Annotated in this window: 10 protein-coding genes; 3 read left to right on the forward strand and 7 right to left on the reverse strand. The window is 73.3% G+C overall.

Translation table 11 applies throughout. From position 1 onward, the window contains the following. The first annotated feature begins 269 nt into the window (after positions 1-269). A complete protein-coding gene (locus tag OG730_RS25760; RefSeq protein WP_327306465.1) occupies positions 270-5252 on the forward strand; it encodes an NAD-glutamate dehydrogenase in 4983 nt (1660 codons plus the stop codon). Between the two features lie 99 nt (positions 5253-5351). Here OG730_RS25760 and OG730_RS25765 read toward each other — a convergent pair whose 3' ends face one another. After that, positions 5352-6158, reverse strand: coding sequence for an ABC transporter ATP-binding protein (locus tag OG730_RS25765; RefSeq protein WP_327306466.1), 807 nt, complete (start codon positions 6156-6158; stop codon positions 5352-5354). Then, on the reverse strand, positions 6151-7110 hold the full coding sequence (locus OG730_RS25770; protein ID WP_442815016.1) for an ABC transporter permease: 960 nt from the start codon (positions 7108-7110) through the stop codon (positions 6151-6153). The genes OG730_RS25765 and OG730_RS25770 overlap by 8 nt, the downstream gene beginning before the upstream one ends. Before the next feature lie 148 nt (positions 7111-7258). On the opposite strand from OG730_RS25770, the gene OG730_RS25775 reads away from it, so the two are divergent. Next, a complete protein-coding gene (locus OG730_RS25775; protein ID WP_327306467.1) occupies positions 7259-7894 on the forward strand; it encodes a TetR/AcrR family transcriptional regulator in 636 nt (211 codons plus the stop codon). Positions 7895-8168: 274 nt separating this feature from the next. Here OG730_RS25775 and OG730_RS25780 read toward each other — a convergent pair whose 3' ends face one another. From OG730_RS25780 to OG730_RS25800, 5 genes are all read right to left on the reverse strand, one after another. Continuing rightward, positions 8169-10418, reverse strand: coding sequence for a bifunctional glycosyltransferase/CDP-glycerol:glycerophosphate glycerophosphotransferase (locus OG730_RS25780; RefSeq protein WP_327306468.1), 2250 nt, complete (start codon positions 10416-10418; stop codon positions 8169-8171). A gap of 128 nt (positions 10419-10546) precedes the next feature. Then, positions 10547-11455: a carbohydrate ABC transporter permease gene (locus tag OG730_RS25785; RefSeq protein ID WP_442815017.1), complete on the reverse strand. Its 909-nt coding sequence runs from the start codon at positions 11453-11455 to the stop codon at positions 10547-10549. Continuing rightward, complete coding sequence (locus OG730_RS25790) at positions 11452-12846, reverse strand: carbohydrate ABC transporter permease (protein WP_442815018.1); 1395 nt, start codon at positions 12844-12846, stop codon at positions 11452-11454. Before OG730_RS25790 ends, OG730_RS25785 begins: the two co-directional genes overlap by 4 nt. Before the next feature lie 4 nt (positions 12847-12850). After that, complete coding sequence (locus OG730_RS25795; RefSeq protein WP_327306469.1) at positions 12851-14275, reverse strand: ABC transporter substrate-binding protein; 1425 nt, start codon at positions 14273-14275, stop codon at positions 12851-12853. Between the two features lie 149 nt (positions 14276-14424). Then, positions 14425-18063 carry an FHA domain-containing protein gene (locus tag OG730_RS25800; RefSeq protein ID WP_327309422.1) on the reverse strand — a complete coding sequence of 1213 codons (3639 nt, stop codon included), beginning with the start codon at positions 18061-18063 and terminating at the stop codon, positions 14425-14427. Between the two features lie 505 nt (positions 18064-18568). Here OG730_RS25800 and OG730_RS25805 point away from each other — a divergent pair. Then, positions 18569-20356 carry a serine/threonine-protein kinase gene (locus OG730_RS25805; RefSeq protein ID WP_327306470.1) on the forward strand — a complete coding sequence of 596 codons (1788 nt, stop codon included), beginning with the start codon at positions 18569-18571 and terminating at the stop codon, positions 20354-20356. Positions 20357-20488 lie beyond the last annotated feature (132 nt).

Consider the following 20488-nt stretch of genomic DNA (forward strand, 5'->3'; position numbering starts at 1 on the left):
GGAGCGAGATAGCCTGGTACCCGTGATCAGCGCGATAGTTCTCGGAGGCACTGAAGCCTCCGCCCGGCGCCCGGCGCACATACGTGCCCGGGCCCTCGCTGATCTCCGCCCCCGGGACGGCCGGCCGATCTTGGCCGATTTCCTCCCGGTGGGCTCTCTCGACGGCATAGCGTCGATCCCGGACGGACAACGAATCCCCGCCTCGCGGTGCTATGCCATTCCTTCCTTCACCTACGTCACGCAATGGCGCGCGACAGGAGCCAGAGGACATGCAGACCAAGCTGGACGAAGCAAAGGCCGAGCTGCTCGCGCGGGCGGCACGGGTAGCTGAGAACAGCCCGGCCGGGGGGCTACTTCCGACTGGGTCCGAACCGGGGGAGCGTCCCGACCGGGACACGACCCTCGCCTACCTCCAGCGCTACTACCTGCACACGGCCCCGGAGGACCTGCTCGACCGGGACCCGGTCGACGTGTTCGGAGCCGCGCTCTCGCACTACCGGCTCGCGGAGAAGCGTCCGCAGGGCAAGGCGAACGTGCGCGTGCACACCCCCACGGTGGAGGAGAACGGCTGGACCTCCAGCCACTCCGTCGTCGAGGTGGTCACCGACGACATGCCCTTCCTCGTGGACTCGGTGACGAACGAGCTGTCCCGCCACGGGCGCGGCATCCATGTCGTGATCCACCCGCAGGTGGTCGTCCGCCGCGACGTCACCGGCAAGCTGATCGAGATCCTCGGCCCCGACTGCGACGCGCACGGTCCCCGCACCGCGCGCCCCCACGACTCCCTCGTCGAGTCCTGGATCCACGTCGAGATCGACCGCGAGACGGACAAGGCCGACCTCAAGCAGATCACCGCCGATCTGCAGCGCGTCCTGTCCGACGTGCGCGAGTCCGTCGAGGACTGGGAGAAGATGCGCGACGCGGCGCTGCGCATCGCGCAGGAGCTGCCCGAGGAGCCGACCGCCCCGGACCTGCGCGAGTACGAGCTCGAAGAGGCCCGCGAGCTGCTGCGCTGGCTCGCCGACGACCACTTCACCTTCCTCGGCTACCGCGAGTACAACCTCGTCGACGGCGACTCCCTGTCCGCCGTGCCCGGCACCGGCCTCGGCATCCTGCGCTCCGACCCGCTGCACCACGGCCAGGATGAGGCGCACCCCGTCTCCCCGTCCTTCAACCGGCTGCCGGCCGACGCCCGCGCCAAGGCCCGCGAGCACCGCCTGCTGGTGCTGACCAAGGCCAACAGCCGCTCCACCGTCCACCGCCCGTCGTACCTCGACTACGTCGGCGTGAAGAAGTTCGACGCCGAGGGCAACGTCGTCGGCGAGCGCCGCTTCCTCGGCCTGTTCTCCTCCGCCGCGTACACCGAGTCGGTGCGCCGGGTCCCGGTCATCCGCCGCAAGGTCGCCGAGGTCCTGGAGGGCGCGGGCTTCGCCCCGTCCAGCCACGACGGCCGCGACCTGCTCCAGATCCTGGAGACGTACCCGCGCGACGAGCTGTTCCAGACCCCGGTCGACCAGCTCCAGGCCATCGCCACCTCCGTGCTGTACCTCCAGGAGCGCCGCCGGCTGCGGCTGTACCTGCGCCAGGACGAGTACGGGCGCTACTACTCCGCGCTGGTCTACCTCCCGCGCGACCGCTACACCACCGGCGTGCGGCTGCGGCTGATCGCGATCCTGCAGGAGGAGCTCGACGGCATCAGCGTCGACTTCACCGCCTGGAACACCGAGTCGATCCTCTCCCGCATCCACTTCGTCGTCCGCGTCCCGCAGGGCACCGAGCTGCCCGTGCTGACCGACGCCGACGTCGAGCGGATCGAGGGACGCCTGGTGGAGGCCGCCCGCTCCTGGGCCGACGGCTTCGGCGAGGCGCTCGTCGCGGAGCTGGGCGAGGAGCGCGCCGCCGAGCTGCTGCGCAAGTACTCCAACTCCTTCCCCGAGGGCTACAAGGCCGACCACTCGCCGCGCTCGGCCGTGGCGGACCTGTGCCACCTGGAGCGGCTGAACGCCAGCGACCGCGAGTTCGCGCTGTCGCTGTACGAGCCGGTCGGCGCGGGCCCCGGCGAACGCCGGTTCAAGATCTACCGCACGGGCGAGCAGGTCTCGCTCTCCGCGGTCCTGCCGGTCCTGCAGCGCCTGGGCGTCGAGGTCACCGACGAGCGGCCGTACGAGCTGCGCTGCACCGACCGCACCAACGCGTGGATCTACGACTTCGGTCTGCGGATGCCGCTCCCCAGCGGCGGCGCGGACGCAGCCGGGAACGCGAACTACCTCGGCGACGACGCCCGCGAGCGGTTCCAGGACGCCTTCTCCGCGGTCTGGCGGGGCGACGCCGAGAACGACAACTTCAACACCCTGGTGCTGGGCGCCGGACTGACCTGGCGCCAGGCCGTGGTCCTGCGCGCGTACGCCAAGTACCTGCGCCAGGCCGGTGCCACCTTCAGCCAGGACTACATGGAGGACACCCTCCGCAACAACGTCCACACCACCCGGCTGCTGGTCTCCCTCTTCGAGGCCCGGATGTCGCCCGGCCGCCAGTCCGCGGGCACCGAGCTCGTCGACGCGATGCTGGAGGAGCTGGACGGGGCCCTGGACCAGGTCGCCTCGCTGGACGAGGACCGCATCCTGCGCTCCTTCCTCACCCTCATCAAGGCGACGCTGCGCACGAACTTCTTCCAGCTCAACTCCAAGGGCGAGCAGCACTCCTACGTGTCGATGAAGTTCGACCCGCAGGCGATCCCCGATCTGCCGGCGCCGCGTCCGGCCTTCGAGATCTGGGTCTATTCCCCGCGCGTCGAGGGCGTCCACCTGCGCTTCGGCAAGGTCGCCCGGGGCGGCCTGCGCTGGTCCGACCGCCGCGAGGACTTCCGTACGGAGATCCTCGGCCTGGTCAAGGCGCAGATGGTCAAGAACACCGTCATCGTGCCCGTCGGCGCCAAGGGCGGCTTCGTCGCCAAGAACCTCCCCGACCCGTCGGTGGACCGCGACGCCTGGCTCGCCGAGGGCATCGCCTCGTACAAGATCTTCATCTCGGCGCTGCTCGACATCACCGACAACATGGTCGGCGGCGAGGTCGTGCGGCCCAAGGGCGTGGTCCGCCACGACGAGGACGACACCTACCTCGTCGTCGCCGCCGACAAGGGCACCGCGACCTTCTCCGACATCGCCAACGGGGTCGCGGAGTCCTACGGGTTCTGGCTCGGCGACGCCTTCGCCTCCGGCGGCTCGGCCGGCTACGACCACAAGGGCATGGGCATCACCGCCCGCGGCGCCTGGGAGTCCGTCAAGCGGCACTTCCGCGAGCTCGGGCACGACACCCAGACGCAGGACTTCACGGTCGTCGGCGTCGGCGACATGTCCGGCGACGTCTTCGGCAACGGCATGCTGCTCTCCGAGCACATCCGCCTGGTGGCGGCCTTCGACCACCGGCACATCTTCATCGACCCGAACCCGGACGCGGCGACCTCCTACGCCGAGCGCCGGCGCCTGTTCGAGCTGCCGCGCTCCTCGTGGGCGGACTACGACAGCTCGCTGCTGTCCGCCGGCGGCGGGATCCACCCGCGCAGCGCGAAGGCCATCCCGGTCAACGCGCAGGTCCGCGAGGCCCTCGGCATCGAGGCGGGCGTCACGAAGATGACCCCGGCCGACCTGATGAAGGCGATCCTGCACTCCCCGGTGGACCTGCTGTGGAACGGCGGCATCGGTACGTACGTCAAGGCGACGGCCGAGACGCACGCGGACGTCGGCGACAAGGCCAACGACGCGATCCGCGTCAACGGCGCCGACGTGCGGGCCAGGGTCATCGGTGAGGGCGGAAACCTGGGCCTGACCCAGCTCGGCCGCATCGAGTTCGCCCGTATCGGCGCGGGCGGCGAGGGCGGCAAGGTCAACACCGACGCCATCGACAACAGCGCGGGCGTGGACACCTCCGACCACGAGGTGAACATCAAGATCCTGCTGAACGCGGTGGTCACCGACGGGGACCTGACCGTCAAGCAGCGCAACAAGTTCCTCGCCGAGATGACCGACGAGGTCGGCCGGCTGGTGCTGCGCAACAACTACGCGCAGAACGTGGCCCTGGCCAACGGCGCCGCCCAGGCGCCCAGCCTGCTCCACGCCCAGCAGCGCTTCATGCGCCGCCTGGGCCGTGACGGCCTGCTGGACCGCGCCCTGGAGTTCCTGCCCAACGACCGGCAGCTGCGCGAGCTGCTGAACACCGGCAAGGGCCTGACCCAGCCGGAGCTGGCCGTCCTGTTCGCCTACACCAAGATCACGGTGGCGGACGAGCTCATCCACACCGAGCTCCCGGACGACCCGTACCTCGCCCGCCTGCTGCACGCCTACTTCCCGGGCGCGCTGCTCGCGAAGTTCCCCGAGCAGGTCGACGGGCACGCGCTGCGCCGCGAGATCATCACCACGGTGCTGGTCAACGACACCGTCAACAGCGGCGGCTCGACCTTCCTGCACCGTCTGCGCGAGGAGACCGGAGCCTCCCTGGAGGAGATCGTCCGGGCGCAGCTCGCGGCCCGCGAGATCTTCGGCCTGGCCGAGGTGTGGGACTCGGTCGAGGCCCTCGACAACAAGGTCGCCGCCGACGTCCAGACCCGGATCCGGCTGCACTCGCGGCGCCTGGTCGAGCGCGGTACGCGCTGGCTGCTCAACAACCGGCCGCAGCCGCTCCAGATCACCGAGACCATCGAGCTCTTCTCGGAGCGGGTGGAGCGGGTCTGGTCGGACGTGCCGAAGCTGGTGCGCGGCGCGGACCTGGAGTGGTACGAGGCCGTCATGGCCGAGCTGATCGGCGAGGGCGTGCCGGAGGAGCTGGCGGCCAAGGTGGCCGGCTTCTCGTCCGCCTTCCCGACGCTGGACATCGTGGCGATCGCGGACCGGACGGGTGTGGAGCCGCTGGCCGTCGCCGAGGTGTACTACGACCTCGCCGACCGGCTGGACATCACCCAGCTGATGGACCGGATCATCGAGCTGCCGCGGGCCGACCGCTGGCAGTCGATGGCCCGCGCGTCCATCCGCGAGGACCTGTTCTCGGCGCACGCGGCGCTGACCGCGGACGTGCTCGCGGTCGGGAACGGCACTTCGACTCCCGAGGAGCGCTTCAAGGCGTGGGAGGAGAAGAACGCGGCGATCATCGGGCGTGCGCGGACGACCCTGGACGAGATCCAGGGGTCGGACGACTTCGACCTGGCGAACCTGTCCGTCGCCATGCGGACGATGCGCTCGCTGCTGAGGGCGCACGCGTAGCCCTCACGGGCAGCGGTACGCGTACGCGTACGAGTACGGGCCGGGCCCGGGACCCTCTGGGGGGTTCCGGGCCCGGCCCGCGTTCGTGGTGCGCGGTGGTCAGCGCTTCTTGGTGAACGCCTCGTACGCGTCGCAGACCTCGCCGGAGGGGCCGTCCATGCGCAGGACGCCCGATTCGAGCCAGATCGCGCGGTCGCAGGTCTCGCGGACCGTGCCGATGCCGTGGCTGACGAGGAAGACGGTGCCGGCGTGTTCGCGGAGTTCTTCGATGCGGGCCTGGCTGCGGCGCTGGAAGGCGGCGTCGCCGGTGGCCAGGGCCTCGTCGATCATCAGGACGTCGTGGTCCTTGGCGGCGGCGATGGAGAACCGCAGCCGGGCGCCCATGCCGGAGGAGTAGGTGCGCATGGGCAGGCTGATGAAGTCGCCCTTCTCGTTGATGCCCGAGAAGTCGACGATCTCCTGGTAGCGCTGGCGGATCTGCTGCTTGGTCATCCCCATGGCGAGGCCGCCGAGGACCACGTTGCGTTCGCCGGTCAGGTCGTTCATCAGGGCGGCGTTCACGCCGAGCAGCGACGGCTGGCCGTGCGAGAAGATCCGGCCGCGCGCGACCGGCTGGAGGCCGGCGATGGCGGACAGAAGCGTGGACTTGCCCGAGCCGTTGGTGCCGATCAGGCCGATGGCCTCGCCCTTGTACGCGGTGAAGCTGACGCCCTTGACGGCGTGCACCTCGCGGATGCCGGGGGCGGGCTTGCGCGAGAAGATCCGGCTCATGGCCGCGGTCGCGCCGCCCTTGCGGCCGCCCGAGCCCTGGACCTTGTAGATCACGTGGACGTCGTCGGCGATGACGGTCGGGGTACGGGTCTCGGGTGCGGGTGCGGGTGCGGGTGCGGTTGCGGTGTCAGCCACGGCCGTACTCCTCCTCTGCCTTCCAGAAGAAAACGAACCCGCCGATGCCGGCGAGCAGGGCCCAGCCCAGGGCGACCAGCCAGACGTGCGGCGGGAGCTGGCTCGCCTGGTACGAGTCGATGAGCGCGAAGCGCATCAGGTCGATGAAGACGGCGGCGGGGTTGAGCTTGAGGGCCATCGAGACCCAGGACGGCAGGTGGTCCGTACGGAGCATCTGGTCGATCGACCACATGACGCCCGAGGCGTACATCCAGGTCCGCAGGATGAACGGCATCAGCTGGCTGATGTCCGGGCTCTTCGCGCCGATCCGCGCCATGGCCATCGCGCAGCCGGCGCAGAAGACGGCCATGAGGACCAGGGTGGGGGCGGCGAGGAGCCAGCTCAGGGCCGGGGTCTGGCCGTAGATGAGCAGCAGGATGACCAGCGCGCCCATGGTGATCAGGAGCTGCTGGAAGAGCTGGACGACCGTGGACAGCGGCAGCGAGGCGCGCGGGAAGTGCAGGGCGCGGACCAGGCCGAGGTTCGACTGCACGGCGCGGGTGGAGGCGTTGAAGCAGCTTCCGATGAAGTCCCAGACGAAGACGCCGGTGATCAGGAACGCGATGTAGTCCGGTACGGCCTTCTGGGCGTGCATCACGACGCCGAAGATGAAGTAGTAGACGGCCGCGTTGAGCAGCGGGGTCATCAGGTGCCAGACCTGGCCGAGGCTGGCCTGGCTGTACTGGGCGTGCATCCGGGCGGTGGCGTACGCGGTCACGAAGTGACGCCGGCCCCAGAGCTGCGCGATGTAGCGGGGGAGCGTGGGGCGGGCTCCGCTGAGGGTCAGGTCGTGCGCCGCCGCCAGCTCGGCGACGGGGTCCGGAGCCTGGGTCCTGTTCTTGTCCTTGCCCTTGCCCGTGGTGCGGCCCTTGCGGTGCGAGGGGGCGGGCGGTGGCGCGGTGGTCACTGTCACGAGGGTCGCTTTCGACGGGGGCGGGGCGTCGGGCGATCGATGGGACGGGTCCGTATCGATGGAACGGGTCCGTATCGTCGCTACGGCGAGGTTAGGTCGTGACACGACGAAACGCAACCGTATCGTCGTCGCGGGTTATGCTCTGCTCATGACGCCTGAGCCCCCTGCCGCCACCGCTCCCCCCGCCGCCCGCAGAGCCCCCGCGGGGGCCGCCGTCCTCCGTGAGGACGTGACCGAGGCGATCCGGACGGCAGTCGTCGAGGAGCTGGCGACGGTCGGGTTCGCGCGGATGTCGATCGAGGGCATCGCGCGGCGGGCGGGCGTCGGGAAGACGGCCGTGTATCGCCGGTGGAAGTCGAAGCTGCACCTGGTGCTCGACCTGGTGGGCGCCTTCGCCACGGACGGCCTGCCGGTGCCGTCGACGGGGTCCCTCTACGGGGACGTACGGGCGCTGCTGGAGGTGATGTCACACGTGCTGCGGCATCCGGTGGCCTCGGCGGTGATCCCCGACCTGCTGGTGGAGGCGGCGCGGAACCCGGAGATCGCCGACGCGGTACGGGGCGCGCTGCTGGAGGGGCAGCGGCGGATGGCGGAGGGGATCATCTCCGAGGCGGTCTCGCGGGGCGAGCTGCCCGTGGGGGTGGATGCGGGGCGGGCGCTGGATCTGGCGATCGGGCCGCTGTACTGGCGGCAGGTGGTGGTGCGGGACGCGGTGTCGCGGGGCTACCTGGACGACCTCGCGCGGTCCGTCGTGGCCGGGCTCACGGCCGGGCCGGCCGCCTGAGGGCTTGCGCTGCGCGCGGCCGTCCCTCTGCGCCCCGGCTGCGACCGTTGCCGCTGCGCGGGGCCCGGTGGGCGGGTGCGGGTGGCTCGGCCCTGCGGGGCGGAGTTCCCCTACCCGCCCTTCCGCCGTTCCCCGGGCGCTGCCCGGACCCGGTCCTCAAACGCCGGACGGGCTAGGAGGGGCAGGGGTACCGGGCTGCGCCCGGACCCCTTCTGGGGCTCCGCCCCAGACCCCGGTCCTCAAGCGCCGGACGGCTGAAAGTGGCTGCGACTGCCTACGGCCAGCGGCCCGTGGTCAGGTGGGCCAGGGTGGGTTCCGGGGTGGCGGAGGGGGCTGCGGGGGTGGGGCGGCGGTCTTCCAGGGGGGTGATGGGGGCGGTCGGCTGGCTCAGGAAGACGCGGCGGACCACGCGTTCCGCCGCCTGGCCGTCGTCGTGCGTGCAGAACCGGGTCCGGAAGGACGCGCGGAGCTGCGCCGAGCGGGAGCCCTGCCAGTGGCCGGTCGCGAAGATGTCCACCAGCTCGTCCTCCGTGCGGGCGATCGCTCCCGGGGGGAAGGCCCGCAGGTCGAAGTACGTGCCGCGGGAGGCCTCGTACGCCTCCCAGTCGTCCGCGTGGATGACGATCGGGCGGTCCAGGGACGCGTAGTCGAACATCAGGGACGAGTAGTCCGTCACCAACGCGTCCGAGGCCAGGCAGAGTTCCTCGACGGAGGGGTGCGAGGAGACGTCGAGGAGGCGCGGGTGGGGATCGGGGGAGGGTGAGCCCGCGTACGTGAGGTGGGTGCGGGTCAGGATCGTGTAGCGCGGGCCCAGGTCGCGCAGGATGCGGTCGAAGTCCGGCTGCGCGGGGCGGCTGCGGCGGTAGTCGCGGTGGGTCGGCGCGTACAGGATCGCCGTGGAGCCCGGCGGGATGCCGAGGCGTTCGCGCAGCTCCAGGACCTCCGCCTGGGTGGCCCGGTGGAACACGTCGTTGCGGGGGTAGCCGTACTCGAGCGTCGTGTAGGAGGACGGGACCGCCTTCTCCCAGACCAGGGTGGAGTGGCGGTTGGAGGAGAGCAGGTAGTCCCACTGGTCCGCGCCGCGCAGCAGCCCCGCGAAGTCCGTCGTGGGGGTGGCCGCCGGGCGGTCCTGGAGGTCGAGGCCGACGCGCTTGAGCGGGGTGCCGTGCTGGGTCTGGAGGAGGATCTGGCCCGGGCGCTTGACGAGGGTGCGGTCGAAGTTGACGTTCGTGACGAGGTACGTGGCGCGGGCCAGGGCCGTCCAGTACGCAGCCGAGCCCGGGCGGAGCGGAGTGGTGCCGCGGGGCACGGTCGAGGCGTGCGCCGGGTCGCAGATCCACGCCGTCCGCATGCGCGGGGCGAGTTCGCGCAGCTTGGCCTCGATCGCCGCCGGGTTGCAGGCGTAACCCCCGTGCCAGTACGCGGAGAAGACCGCCAGCTCCGGCCGGAGCGGGAGCAGGCGCTGGGCGCGGTAGTGCAGGCGCAGGGCGGTTTCGCCGAGGCCCCGGCCCAGGGTGATCCCGGCGCGGCCCGCCGCGAGCGAGGCCGAGCGGAGCACGGACAGGACGCGGTACGCGCGCCGGGTGCCCAGCCGCATCAGGAGGTGGCGGGTGCGGTCCGTCCGGCTCAGGGACAGCGGCCGGGGGCCCGGCACCCGGTAGCGGCGCAGCAGGGCCGAGGCCCGGGCGAAGAACTCGGCCCGGGCGGCGCGCGGGAGCCGGCGCGGGTCCGCGTACAGGGCGCAGAAGTGCTCGGCCATCCGCCGGTGCACGGCGGGCCGCCAGCGCTCCAGCTCGGGGCGGGTGGCGAGGTAACCGAAGACGCGGTCGTACTGGTCGAAGACGTCCAGGTGGCGTCGGGTGGACGTGGTCAGGATCGAGCCCGTGCGGCGCTGGCGGTAGTGCACGCAGACCCGGTCGAGGACGGCGACCGACTCCGCCGCCAGCAGCGCCGGATAGGTCCAGGGGGTGTCCTCGTAGAAGCCGGGCGGGAAGGAGAGGCCCTCGCGCTCCACGTACTCGCGGCGGTAGGCCTTGTTCCACACGACCATCAGCATGCCGAGGAGGGCGGGGCGGTCGGCGAGGCGGAAGCTGGCCGGGCCCTCCTCGGAGAGGCGGTGGGACTGGCTGTTGCGGACCAGCTCGCCGGTCCAGTAGGTGCGCGCGTAGTCGTAGACGAGCACGTCCGGGGAGCCGGTGGCCTTCAGCCGGTCGGTGACGGCCTGGAGGGCGCCGGGGGCCAGGGTGTCGTCGCCGTCGAGGAAGAGGACGTAGTCGCCGGTGGCCCGGGACAGGCCCGCGTTGCGGGCCGGTCCCAGGCCGAGGTTGTGCGCCAGGTGCACGGCGGTGACCCGGGGGTCCCGGGCCGCGCAGTCGTCGATGATCGAACCGCAGGCGTCCGGGGAGGCGTCGTCGACCACGATCAGTTCGAGATCCGGGTACGACTGGGTCAGGACCGAGTCCAGACTCTCCTGGAGGTACGCCTGGACCTTGTACGCGGGCACGATGACGCTGAACCGGGGCACGGCACATCCAGGGGTCGGCGCGGACATATGGCCCAGGAACCCCCGGCGTGGTGATCGGGTTACGCAGGGTGCGGCATTCGGGTTACGGAGCGTCAACAACGCACGTCAACACCGTGATCCACACCGCTCTACTTGATCGCTCCCGCCATCACCCCCGAGACGAACTGCCGCTGGAAGGCGAAGAAGACGACGAGCGGCACCACCATCGACAGGAAGGCGCCGGGCGCCAGCACGTCGATGTTGTTCCCGAACTGCCGTACCTGCTGCTGGAGCGCGACCGTGACCGGCGGGTGCGCCGAGTCCGCGAAGACCAGGGCGACCAGCATGTCGTTCCACACCCACAGGAACTGGAAGATGCCGAGCGAGGCGATCGCCGGACCGCCCAGCGGCAGCACCACCCGGGCGAACAGCCGCAGTTCGCCCGCCCCGTCGAGCCGGGCCGCCTCCAGCAGCTCGCGCGGGATCTCCGCGAAGAAGTTGCGCAGCAGGAACACGGCGAACGGCAGCCCGAAGGCGGTGTGGAAGAGGACCACCCCCGCCGTGGTCTCGAACAGGCCGATGGAGCCGAAGAGTTCGGAGACCGGGATCAGCGCCACCTGGACGGGCACGACGAGCAGCGCGACCACGAGCAGGAACAGCCAGTCGCGGCCGGGGAACTCCAGCCAGGCGAAGGCGTATCCGGCGAACGAGCCCAGCGCCAGGACGAGCAGGGTCGCCGGGATCGCGATGGCCGCCGTGTCGATGAGCGAGCCCGTGACGGTCTCGTTGGCCAGCAGCCGCTCGTAGTTGCCGGCCGTCAGCCGGGAGGGCGCCGTCAGCGCCCGCCACCAGCCGCCGTCGTTCAGCGCGGTGGGCGAGAGGAAGGAGGAGACCAGCAGTCCGAGCGTGGGCAGCAGCCAGAACAGGCCCGCGAGGACCAGGAAGACGCGCAGCGCCCCGCCGGCCGCCCGGGCGGCCAGGGACCGCGCGGTGGCCGCTGAGGTCGGGGGCGGCGTACGGGACGGCATACGGGGCGGCGTGCGCGGCGGTGTGCTCATCGGCGGGCCTCCCGGCGCATCCGGCGGATGTTGTAGGCCATGACGGGAGCCACCAGCACCAGCAGCAGCACCGCGATGGCGCTGCCCAGCCCCTGATCGGCGTCCGTGCCGAAGGAGGTCCGGTACAACTGGAGCGCCAGGACGTTCGCGTCGTCCTGCACCGCGCCCGGCGCGATCACGAAGACCAGGTCGAAGACCTTCATGACGTTGATGACGAGGGTCACCAGCACGACGGCCAGGACGGGCGCCAGCAGCGGCACCGTGATCCGCCGCAGCACCTGCCACTCGCTCGCCCCGTCCACCCGCGCCGCCTCCAGCAGCTCGCGCGGTACGGCGGCCAGCCCGGCCCCGATCAGCACCATCGCGAACCCGGCCCACATCCACACGTAGGCCCCGATCACCGCCGGGGTCACCAGGGTCGGGCCGAGCCATTCGACGCCCGCGTACGCCTCCCGGAAGTTCGAGGCGGGCAGCCGCAGCAGCGCGCCGTCCGCGGCGGCGGACAGGGTGAAGGTGCCGTCGGCCCGGGTCCGCGCCGAGTCGACCACCCGGCCGTCCTTGACCGCCTCGACGCGCAGCCCCGACAGGGCGGACTCGGTGGGGTCGACGGTGTTCGTCGTACCGCCCCCGCCCCGGGTGAAGTCCTGCCAGGCGGTGCCGGTGACCTTCCCGGGCTCCGTGGCGGCCGGCCGCGCCGTCCGCGTCCCCGGGGGAAGGGCTTCGGGGGCGATGCCGACCAGCGGGAGCGGCGCGGGCACGCCCGCCCGTACCGGATCGCGGGTCACGTACGCGCCCCCGTCGGCCGGGGCCAGCGGCGAATCCCGGCCGGGGCGGGCCTTGGGGAAGGCGGAGGACTCGGCGAAGGTGTCGTGGACGCCGACCCAGACGGCGTTGGCGACGCCCCGGTCGGGGTCGGCGTCGTAGACGAGCCGGAAGATGATGCCCGCCGCGAGCATCGAAATGGCCATCGGCATGAAGACGATCAGCTTGAACGCCGTTCCCCAGCGCACCCGTTCGGTCAGCACGGCGAAGAGCAGACCGAGCGCGGTGGCGCTGACCGGGGCCAGCACCACCCAGAGCGCCGTATTGCCCAGCGCGGTGCGGATCGTGTCGTCGCGCAGGATCTCCCCGTAGTTCCCGGCGCCCACGAACTCCTCGCCGGAGCGGTCGAAGAAGCTGCGGTACAGCGAGTACCCGATGGGGTGCACGACGAGCGCGCCGAGCAGGACGAGGGAGGGGAGGAGGAACGCCGCGGCCGTCAGCCGGCGGCGCCGGGTCTCCCTGTTCTTGGGGGAGCCGTGGCCGGTGGCGGCCGCCGGCGCCACCGGGGTGGTCGCGGGCGATCCCGTCGGAGAGGCGGACGATCCCGTGGGGGAGGCTGCCGGGGTCACGGGGTCAGTTCCCGTAGGCCTTGGCCGCGTCCGCCTCCAGCCTCGCCTGGGTCCCCGCCACGTCGGCCGGGTTCGCCAGGAAGTCCTGGAGCGCCTTCCACTCGCCCGCGCCCGGGGTGCCGCCGAAGGCCGACGGGGCCTGGTCCGACATGTCGAAGCGGAAGTTGTCGCCCGCCGCGATCAGGGCCTCGGCGATGCCGCGCTGGATGTCGTTCGGGTACGCGGCCGGTTCGAGCGCCTTGTTCGGGGAGAGGAAGCCGCCCTCACGGGCATGGATCCGCGCCGAGTCCACCGAGGCCAGGAACGTCAGCAGCGCCTGCGCGCCCTTCGAGTCCTTCAGCGCCACCGCCACGTCCCCGCCCGAGACCACCGGAGCCTTGGCGCCGACCGCCGGGAAGGGGAAGACCAGGGCGTCCGTGCCCACCTTCGCGTCCGTCTGGGCGATGTTGACCGCCACGAAGTCGCCCTCGAAGACCATCGCGGCGCCCGGCCGGTCCCCGCCGGTGAAGGTCTGCGTCACCGACTTCGGGAACTCGGTCGCCAGCGCCCCGCTCTGGCCGCCCGCCAGGAAGTCCTTGCGGCCGAACAGCTCGGCGAGGGAGGTCAGCGCCTGCTTGACGCTCGCGTCCGTCCACTTGATCTCGTGCTTCGCCAACTGGTCGTACTTCTCCGGGCCCGCCTGCGAGAGGTAGACGTTCTCGAACCAGTCGGTCAGGGTCCAGCCGTCGGCCCCGGCCACCGACACCGCCGGGGTGCCGGACGCGGACAGGGTGTCGGCCGCGGTGAGCAGTTCCTTCCAGGTCTTCGGGGGCGTCACGCCCGCCGCCTCGAAGGCCTTCGCGTTGTACCAGATCAGCGATTTGTTGGCGGCCTTGTAGTAGACGCCGTACTGGGTGCCGTCGACCGCGCCCAGCGTCTTCCAGCCGGGCGAGTAGTTCTGGTCGAGCTGGGCCTTCGCCTCGGGGCCGACCGGCTGCGCCCACTTGTTCTTCACCGCCGAGGCCAGCGCCCCGACCTGCGGGAGCAGCGCCACGTCCGGCGGGGCGCCGCCCGCGATCTTCGAGCCGAGGAAGGTGACGATCGGGTCCTGCGCGGGGACGAAGGTGACGGTGGCGCCCGTCCGCCGCTCGAACTCCTTCAGCACCTTGACGAAGTTCGCCTGCTCCGCCCCCGTCCAGACGGCGGCGACCTCCAGCTTCTCCCCGTCGAGCCGGGGTAACGCGACGGACGGCCCGCCCGAGATGTCGGGGCCGTCCGGGCCCTTCGCCGGATCCTTGCCGTCGCCGCCGCACGCGCTGAGCGCGAGCGCGCCGGCCACGGCCAGAGCGGCCCACGTGTGATGCGTACGAAGAGATCGCGTACGAAGAGATCGCGTACGGAGCGATCGCGTACGGAGAGATGTCGTGCGGCTCGTTCCCTGCTTGCGCATGGCGGTGCCCCCGATGCCTCGCTGGCGATGGTGTGTCCCGTGCCACAAGGTCTACGCCGCCCCGCGCACCCCCGCAATACCGCCTCGCGGGGTACGGGGGTGCGCGGAGGGCTGCTCGGCGGGCCGCTTGGGGGCCGGCCGAGCGGCGTTCACGGGGCCGGCGGGAACAGCACCGGTACCGCCGACACCAGGTGCGAGGCCCGGTCCAGGGCGCTGGCCAGCAGCGCCAGGTCGGTCGGGCCGTTGCCCAGCTCGCGGACCGGGCGACGGGCCGGCGGATCGCCCATCCGCTCCCACTCCACCGGCACCACCGTCGGCCGCAGCGTCGCCGTCCGGGGGATCCGTCCGGTGACCCGGCCGCCCTGGAACGGGACCGCGCGCCCGTCGGCGTACCGGAGCACGCCCCGGCCGGGACCCGGCTGGTCGGGGGCGTCGAGCTCCACGCACAGGGTCGTGAGACGGGCCAGCTCGGTGTCGGCCGTCCGGTCCGGGCGGGCGCTGGTGGCCACCAGGTGCACCCCGAGCCGGGCACCCTCGCGGGCCACCGCCTCCAGCGCGCGGACCACCGAACCGGCGGCGGGCCGGCCCGTGCTGCCCAGACCCGGCGCGACCAGCGCGTCGAAGTCGTCCACGAGGACGACCAGGCGCGGCAGCGGGCTGGGCCCGGCCGCGGGATCGGTCCGGGTGGCCGAGGAACGCAGCCGCAGGGTGCCGGACCGCTGGGGTTCGAGATCGCCGCGCAGCTCGCCCGGGGTGGGCTGGCGGGGAGAGACCATCCGGTCGGAGACCTCGCGCACGGCGTGCCACTCGGAGAACGGCACGCCGTCCAGCAGCTCGGCCCGCCGCTTGAGCTCCGCGCCCAGCGCCTGCGCGAACTCCCGCATCCGCAGCGGGTCCGAGGCGATCAGGTGCGCCGAGACGTGCGGCAGCTCCGTACAGGGCAGCAGGCCGTCGCCGCGCTCGCCGCCGGCCCCGTCGAGCAGGACCAGGCCGAGCCGGTCGGGCCGGGCGGCCGCCGACAGGGAGGCCGCCACGGAACGCAGCAGTTCGGTACGGCCGCTGCCGGCGGGCCCCTCGATCAGCATGTGCGGCCCGTCGGTGACCAGTTCGGCGCCCACCGCCCCGCGCCGGCCGGTGCCGAGGACTATCTCCGCGAGCCCGCCGACGCGCTGGCCCTGGTCGGTGGCGGCGGCCCAACGGGCCATCAGTGAGGCCGGGGTGGCCCGGGCCAGCCCCAACTCGTCCAGCAGCCGCGCGGTCTGGGGCAGCTGTGCGGCGGCCGGGCGGTAACCGCCCTCGGCCGCGGGGGAGTCGGCCTTGAGAGGGGCCAGGGCGCGGGCGAACCGCTCCGCCCAGGCCGCCGAAACGGCGTCCGCCGTCGCCGTCCCGCCGGACGCGGCCGGTTTGCCGCCGGAGACCGCGAAGGTCCGTACGGTCGTGGCCACATCACCGCTGAGCAGGGCGGCCGTCGAACAGTCGCGGAAGGCGGGGGCGGCCGCGCAGGCCGCCTCGTAGGTCTCGGCGACGGGCGAGGCGGGCGTCGCCGCCGGCGCCTCGGCCAGGGCCAGCACGTGGATCCCGGCGGCCGGCCCGTGCGAGGCCAGCCGGCTGGTGATGTCCCGCAGGGCCCCGGGACCGGGGTCCCCGTCGAGCACCAGGAGGGTGTAGGGGCCCCGATAGGCGTACGAGGCCTCGCGCACCGCGTCCGGGCCCGCGGCGGCCCAGTGGGTACCCAGGGGGCCGTCGTCGAGCCGCCGGGTCAGCTCCCCGGCGCGGGCGGCCGCCTGATCGCGGTCGTAGGCCAGCAGCAGCCGGCAGTCCTGCCCGTGCGCGGGGCGCACGTGGGGCAGCCAGCCGAGCCAGCCCCAGTCGCGGCGGCGTTCGGCGAGCGGGCGGGCCCGGTCGGTGGAGATCAGCACGATCTCCAGACGCTGGCCGGGGGCGTGCAGCGCCGCCAGCCGCGCGATGACGGCGCGGGCCACACCGGTCAGCCGGGCCCGGGGCCCCGCGATGCCGAGCGCGCCGGTCTCGCGGAGCGCGACCTCGCTGCCCGCGCCGAGCGTGACGTCCAGCCCGGCGGGCCCGGCCCACAGCCGCGGGGCCGGCCCGAGGGCGGTCAGCAGCAGGGCCGCGGGATCGTCGGAGCCGGGCCGCGCGGTGACGGCGGCCGCCGCCTCGGCGACCACCTCCACCTCGGCGGCCTCCGCCCCGCGCACCCACTTCCGCGCCCAGGCCCCGATGCCGCGACGCCCCGCACGCCGGGGCTCGGCCTCCCGGGCCGCCTCGGACTCCTCCCAGCCGCCGGCGCCGTGATGCTCGACCCCGGTGCGCTGGGCCGCCGCCGGGCCGTCGTGGCCGTGGGGGGCGGAGTACGGGTCTGCGGCGGGTGCTCCCGCGTGGGGGCCCGGATACGCCGGCGCCGCGTACGGGGCCGGCGTACCGCCGGGGTGCGCTGCCCCGTCGTACGGGTGCGGGGCCGCGGCCGGGTGTGCGGCTCCGGCCTGGTGGGATGCTCCGCCGTACTGTGCGGCGCCGGGTGCGCCGGGCCCCGGCCCGGGCCCGGGCCGGGCGATCCGGCCGGCGTGGTGGGGGTCGGCGTAGCCGTCCTGGCCGGCCTCGCCGTACGGCCAGGGGGCCGCGGCAGCGGAGCCGGACGCGGACGGGCCGCCCCCGGTGTGGTGTTCGGAGCCCCGGGCGGCGGGAACCGCTCCGGCGCCGCCGTCCCGGTACGCCACGGGCGAGGGAGCTGTCCGGCCGGGGTCGGGGGCGGAGCCCCCGTTTCGGGACGGGGCGGGGTGGGGGATCTGCGCTTGCGCGCCCCGGCTCCCCGCGTCGGGACGAGCCCCACCGGCCCGGGCTCCGCCGGGGGTGTGGCCGTCGGGGTGTGACCTGGCCGGGGCGCCGGGCGTTGCTCCGGCCCAGGCTCCGCCTGCGGAGTGCGACTCCGCCGGGGCGCCGGGCGTTGCTCCGGCCCAGGCTCCGCCGGCGGAGTGCGACCCCGCCGGGGTGCCCGGCGTAGCGGCTGCCCGGGCTCCGTCGCCCTCGGGTCGCGACCCCGCCGGGGGGCCGGCATCGGGGTGGCCCGGGAGGGAGACGGCGAGGTGGCCCTCCAGGTCCGGGGTGAGGGGGAGGGGGGAGGACGCCGGGCCCACGGCCAGGCGGAGCGTGGACTCGCCGACCCGCAGCAGCGCGCCGGGCGCGAGCGCCACCCGTTCCGCGCCGACCACGGCGCCGTCCAGCGTGGTGCCGTTCGTCGACCCGAGGTCGGCCACCGCCACCCGCCCGTCGGGGAGCACCGTCACGGTGCAGTGCAGGCGCGAGACGTCCGGATCGTCCAGCGGGACGTCCGCGTCGGCCGAGCGCCCGATCCGGATCGCCCCCGGGTGCAGCAGGTGCACCCCGCCGGCGTCCGGACCGGCCACGACGTGCAGTTGCGGCCCGTCGCCGAGGGCCGCCGCGGTCCCGTCCGTGCGGACGTCGGGGCCGGGCACGTTCAGCGACAGCACCGCCCCGTCCACCAGCGGCGGCTCGCCGAGCGCGGCCCGCGCGGGGTCCAGGCGCTCCGTACCGGCGTACAGCACGACCGTGCCGCCGGTGTCGGGGCCGCCGACGGTCGCCGCGAGCCCGGAGGCCACCGCGGACAGCGCCGTTCCGGCGGGTGCGGTGACGAGCACGTCACAGCTCGCCGGGGTGCCTCCCCCGCCGGTACTCCCGCCGGAGGCGCTCGCGGTGGCGGTCTGGTGGCCGCTGCGCGACCCCGACCCGAGGACGGTCAGCCGGATCTGCATCGCCGTCAGCGGTCCCTTCTGCGCGGTGCGCGGTGCGTGCGCCCGGCAGGGACCTGTGGGACGGATCACCCGGTGCCGTTCGCACGTGGTGCCCGTCCGTCCGCCCCCACCCGGCACGGACGCGTCGTCCGGTCAGGTCTGCCCGGAAGGCGGGGCTCCCGTCCCGGCCGTTCCGTACGGGTGCATCCTCGCACCTGTCGTCATCGACACGCCCGCCACCCACCGGCAATTGATCTTGATCGGTCGCGGACCGGCACCGGACCTGCGAGCGGGCCGATCGGATATCGACAGGATGGCCGGGAAAATCGCCCCCGGCATACGCCGCAAACATCACCCTTCGCGCATATGTGCGGCAACCAACCTCCCTCACCCCGCGTCTTCCTTCGGGACAAGCCCTAGAGTGGGCCGGAAAACCATTGCGCGGATCAGGCGTGGATGAAGCGTGCACCGAGTGTGCGGCACGGGGACCACTCGCCGGAATCGACGACAGCAGGGAGCGCGTGACGTGCGGCCAGTCGGCAGCAAGTACCTGCTCGAGGAGCCGCTCGGGCGCGGCGCCACGGGCACCGTCTGGCGCGCCCGCCAGCGTGAGGCGGCCGGTGCGGAGGCGGCGGTGGCCGGCCACCCCGGCGAGACCGTGGCCATCAAGGTCCTCAAGGAGGAGCTGGCCCAGGACCCGGACATCGTCATGCGCTTCCTGCGCGAGCGCTCGGTCCTGCTGCGCCTGACGCACCCCAACATCGTCCGCACCCGCGACCTCGTCGTCGAGGGCGATCTCCTCGCCCTCGTCATGGACCTCATCGACGGCCCGGACCTGCACCGGTACCTCCGCGAGAACGGCCCCTTCAGCCCGGTCGCCGCGAGCCTGCTCACCGCCCAGATCGCGGACGCGCTCGCCGCCAGCCACGCCGACGGCGTGGTCCACCGCGACCTGAAGCCCGCCAACGTCCTGGTCGACGAGCGCGACGGCCAGATGAAGCCGATGCTCACCGACTTCGGCATCGCGCGCCTGGCGGACTCCCCGGGCCTGACGCGCACGCACGAGTTCGTCGGCACCCCGGCCTACGTGGCCCCCGAATCCGCCGAGGGCCGCCCGCAGACCTCCGCCGTCGACATCTACGGCGCCGGCATCCTGCTCTACGAGCTCCTCACCGGCCGGCCGCCCTTCGCCGGCGGCACCGCGCTGGAGGTGCTGCACCGCCACCTCAGCGAGGAGCCGCAGCGCCCGCCGAACGTGCCCGAGCCGCTGTGGACGGTCATCGAGCGCTGCATGCGCAAGGAGCCCTACGAGCGCCCGAGCGCGCAGACCCTGGCGCGCGGCCTGCGCGTCGTCGCCTCCGGCATCGGCGTGCACTCCACGGCCGCCGAGGTCGAGGCCGCCCTCGGCGTCGGCGCGCTCCTGGCGCCCGACCCCTCGCCCGCGCCGGTGCCCGCGACCCCGGGTGCCGCGGACGCGACGCAGATACTGCCCGGGGGCTCCGCCGGATCCGCCGGGGCCTCCCCGATGGGGGCCTACGACCCCAACGCCATGACCAGCGTGATGCCGCCGGTCGGCGGGGCCGACGCCACGTCCGTGCTCCCGAGCACGGGGGCGCCCGGCGCCGACGCGACCTCCGTGATGCCGCCCGTGCAGCGGCCGGACCAGCCGCACCCGTGGCAGTCGCAGCTGCAGGCGGCCCGCGACCGCAACGAGCAGACGCAGATGCAGTACCTGGACCCGAGCGAGGACCCCCTGCGCCGGCGGCCGCAGCGCCAGGCGCCGCCGCAGCAGCAGTACCAGCAGCCGCCCCAGCAGCAGCCGCAGCGACCGCAGCAGCCTCCGCAGCAGCAGCCGTACCGGCAGGCCCCGCAGCCGCAGCAGTACCAGCAGCCTCAGCAGTACCCGCAGCAGCAGTACGCGCCGCAGCCCCCGCCGCAGCACTATCAGCCGCAGCAGCACCCCCAGCAGTACCAGCAGCCGCAGGGACAGCCCCAGTACCGCCAGCCCCAGCAGCCTCAGCAGCAGCCCCCGCAGGGTCCGCCGCCGGGCCGCCAGCCGGAGCGGCGCGAGCCCCGCGAGCCCCGCCGCAGCGCGAACCCGGTGAAGATCCCGGGGCTGGGCTGCCTCAAGGGCTGCCTGGTGATGATCCTGGTGTTCTTCGTCGCGGGCTGGCTGATCTGGGAGTTGACCCCCCTCCAGGGGTGGGTCGGCACCGGTCGCGGCTGGTGGGACCAGGTGTGGACCTGGGGCTCGGACGCCGTGGACTGGGTCACCGCGATCGGAGACGCCACGGGCGGCGGCTCGACCCCCTGATCGACCTGATCGGCACAATCCACCCGAACCGGTCCTTGTACCGGTGACTTCGTGGATTTGTCGACTTCCGGGACGTGATTTCGCCCGCAGAAGTGAAGGTCGCCGCGATCCGTGGACTCCAACACCCATCCG

It is taken from the genome of Streptomyces sp. NBC_01298 (genome assembly GCF_035978755.1).
Taxonomy (GTDB): domain Bacteria; phylum Actinomycetota; class Actinomycetes; order Streptomycetales; family Streptomycetaceae; genus Streptomyces.

What these genes read in the sequence shown, in the direction of transcription:
- OG730_RS25760 (WP_327306465.1), top strand. Translation starts at nt 270, where the DNA reads ATGCAGACCAAGCTGGACGAAGCAAAGGCCGAGCTGCTCGCGCGGGCG.
- OG730_RS25775 (WP_327306467.1), top strand. Translation starts at nt 7,259, where the DNA reads ATGACGCCTGAGCCCCCTGCCGCCACCGCTCCCCCCGCCGCCCGCAGA.
- OG730_RS25785 (WP_442815017.1), bottom strand. Translation starts at nt 11,455, where the DNA reads ATGAGCACACCGCCGCGCACGCCGCCCCGTATGCCGTCCCGTACGCCG.
- OG730_RS25795 (WP_327306469.1), bottom strand. Translation starts at nt 14,275, where the DNA reads ATGCGCAAGCAGGGAACGAGCCGCACGACATCTCTCCGTACGCGATCG.
- OG730_RS25800 (WP_327309422.1), bottom strand. Translation starts at nt 18,063, where the DNA reads ATGCAGATCCGGCTGACCGTCCTCGGGTCGGGGTCGCGCAGCGGCCAC.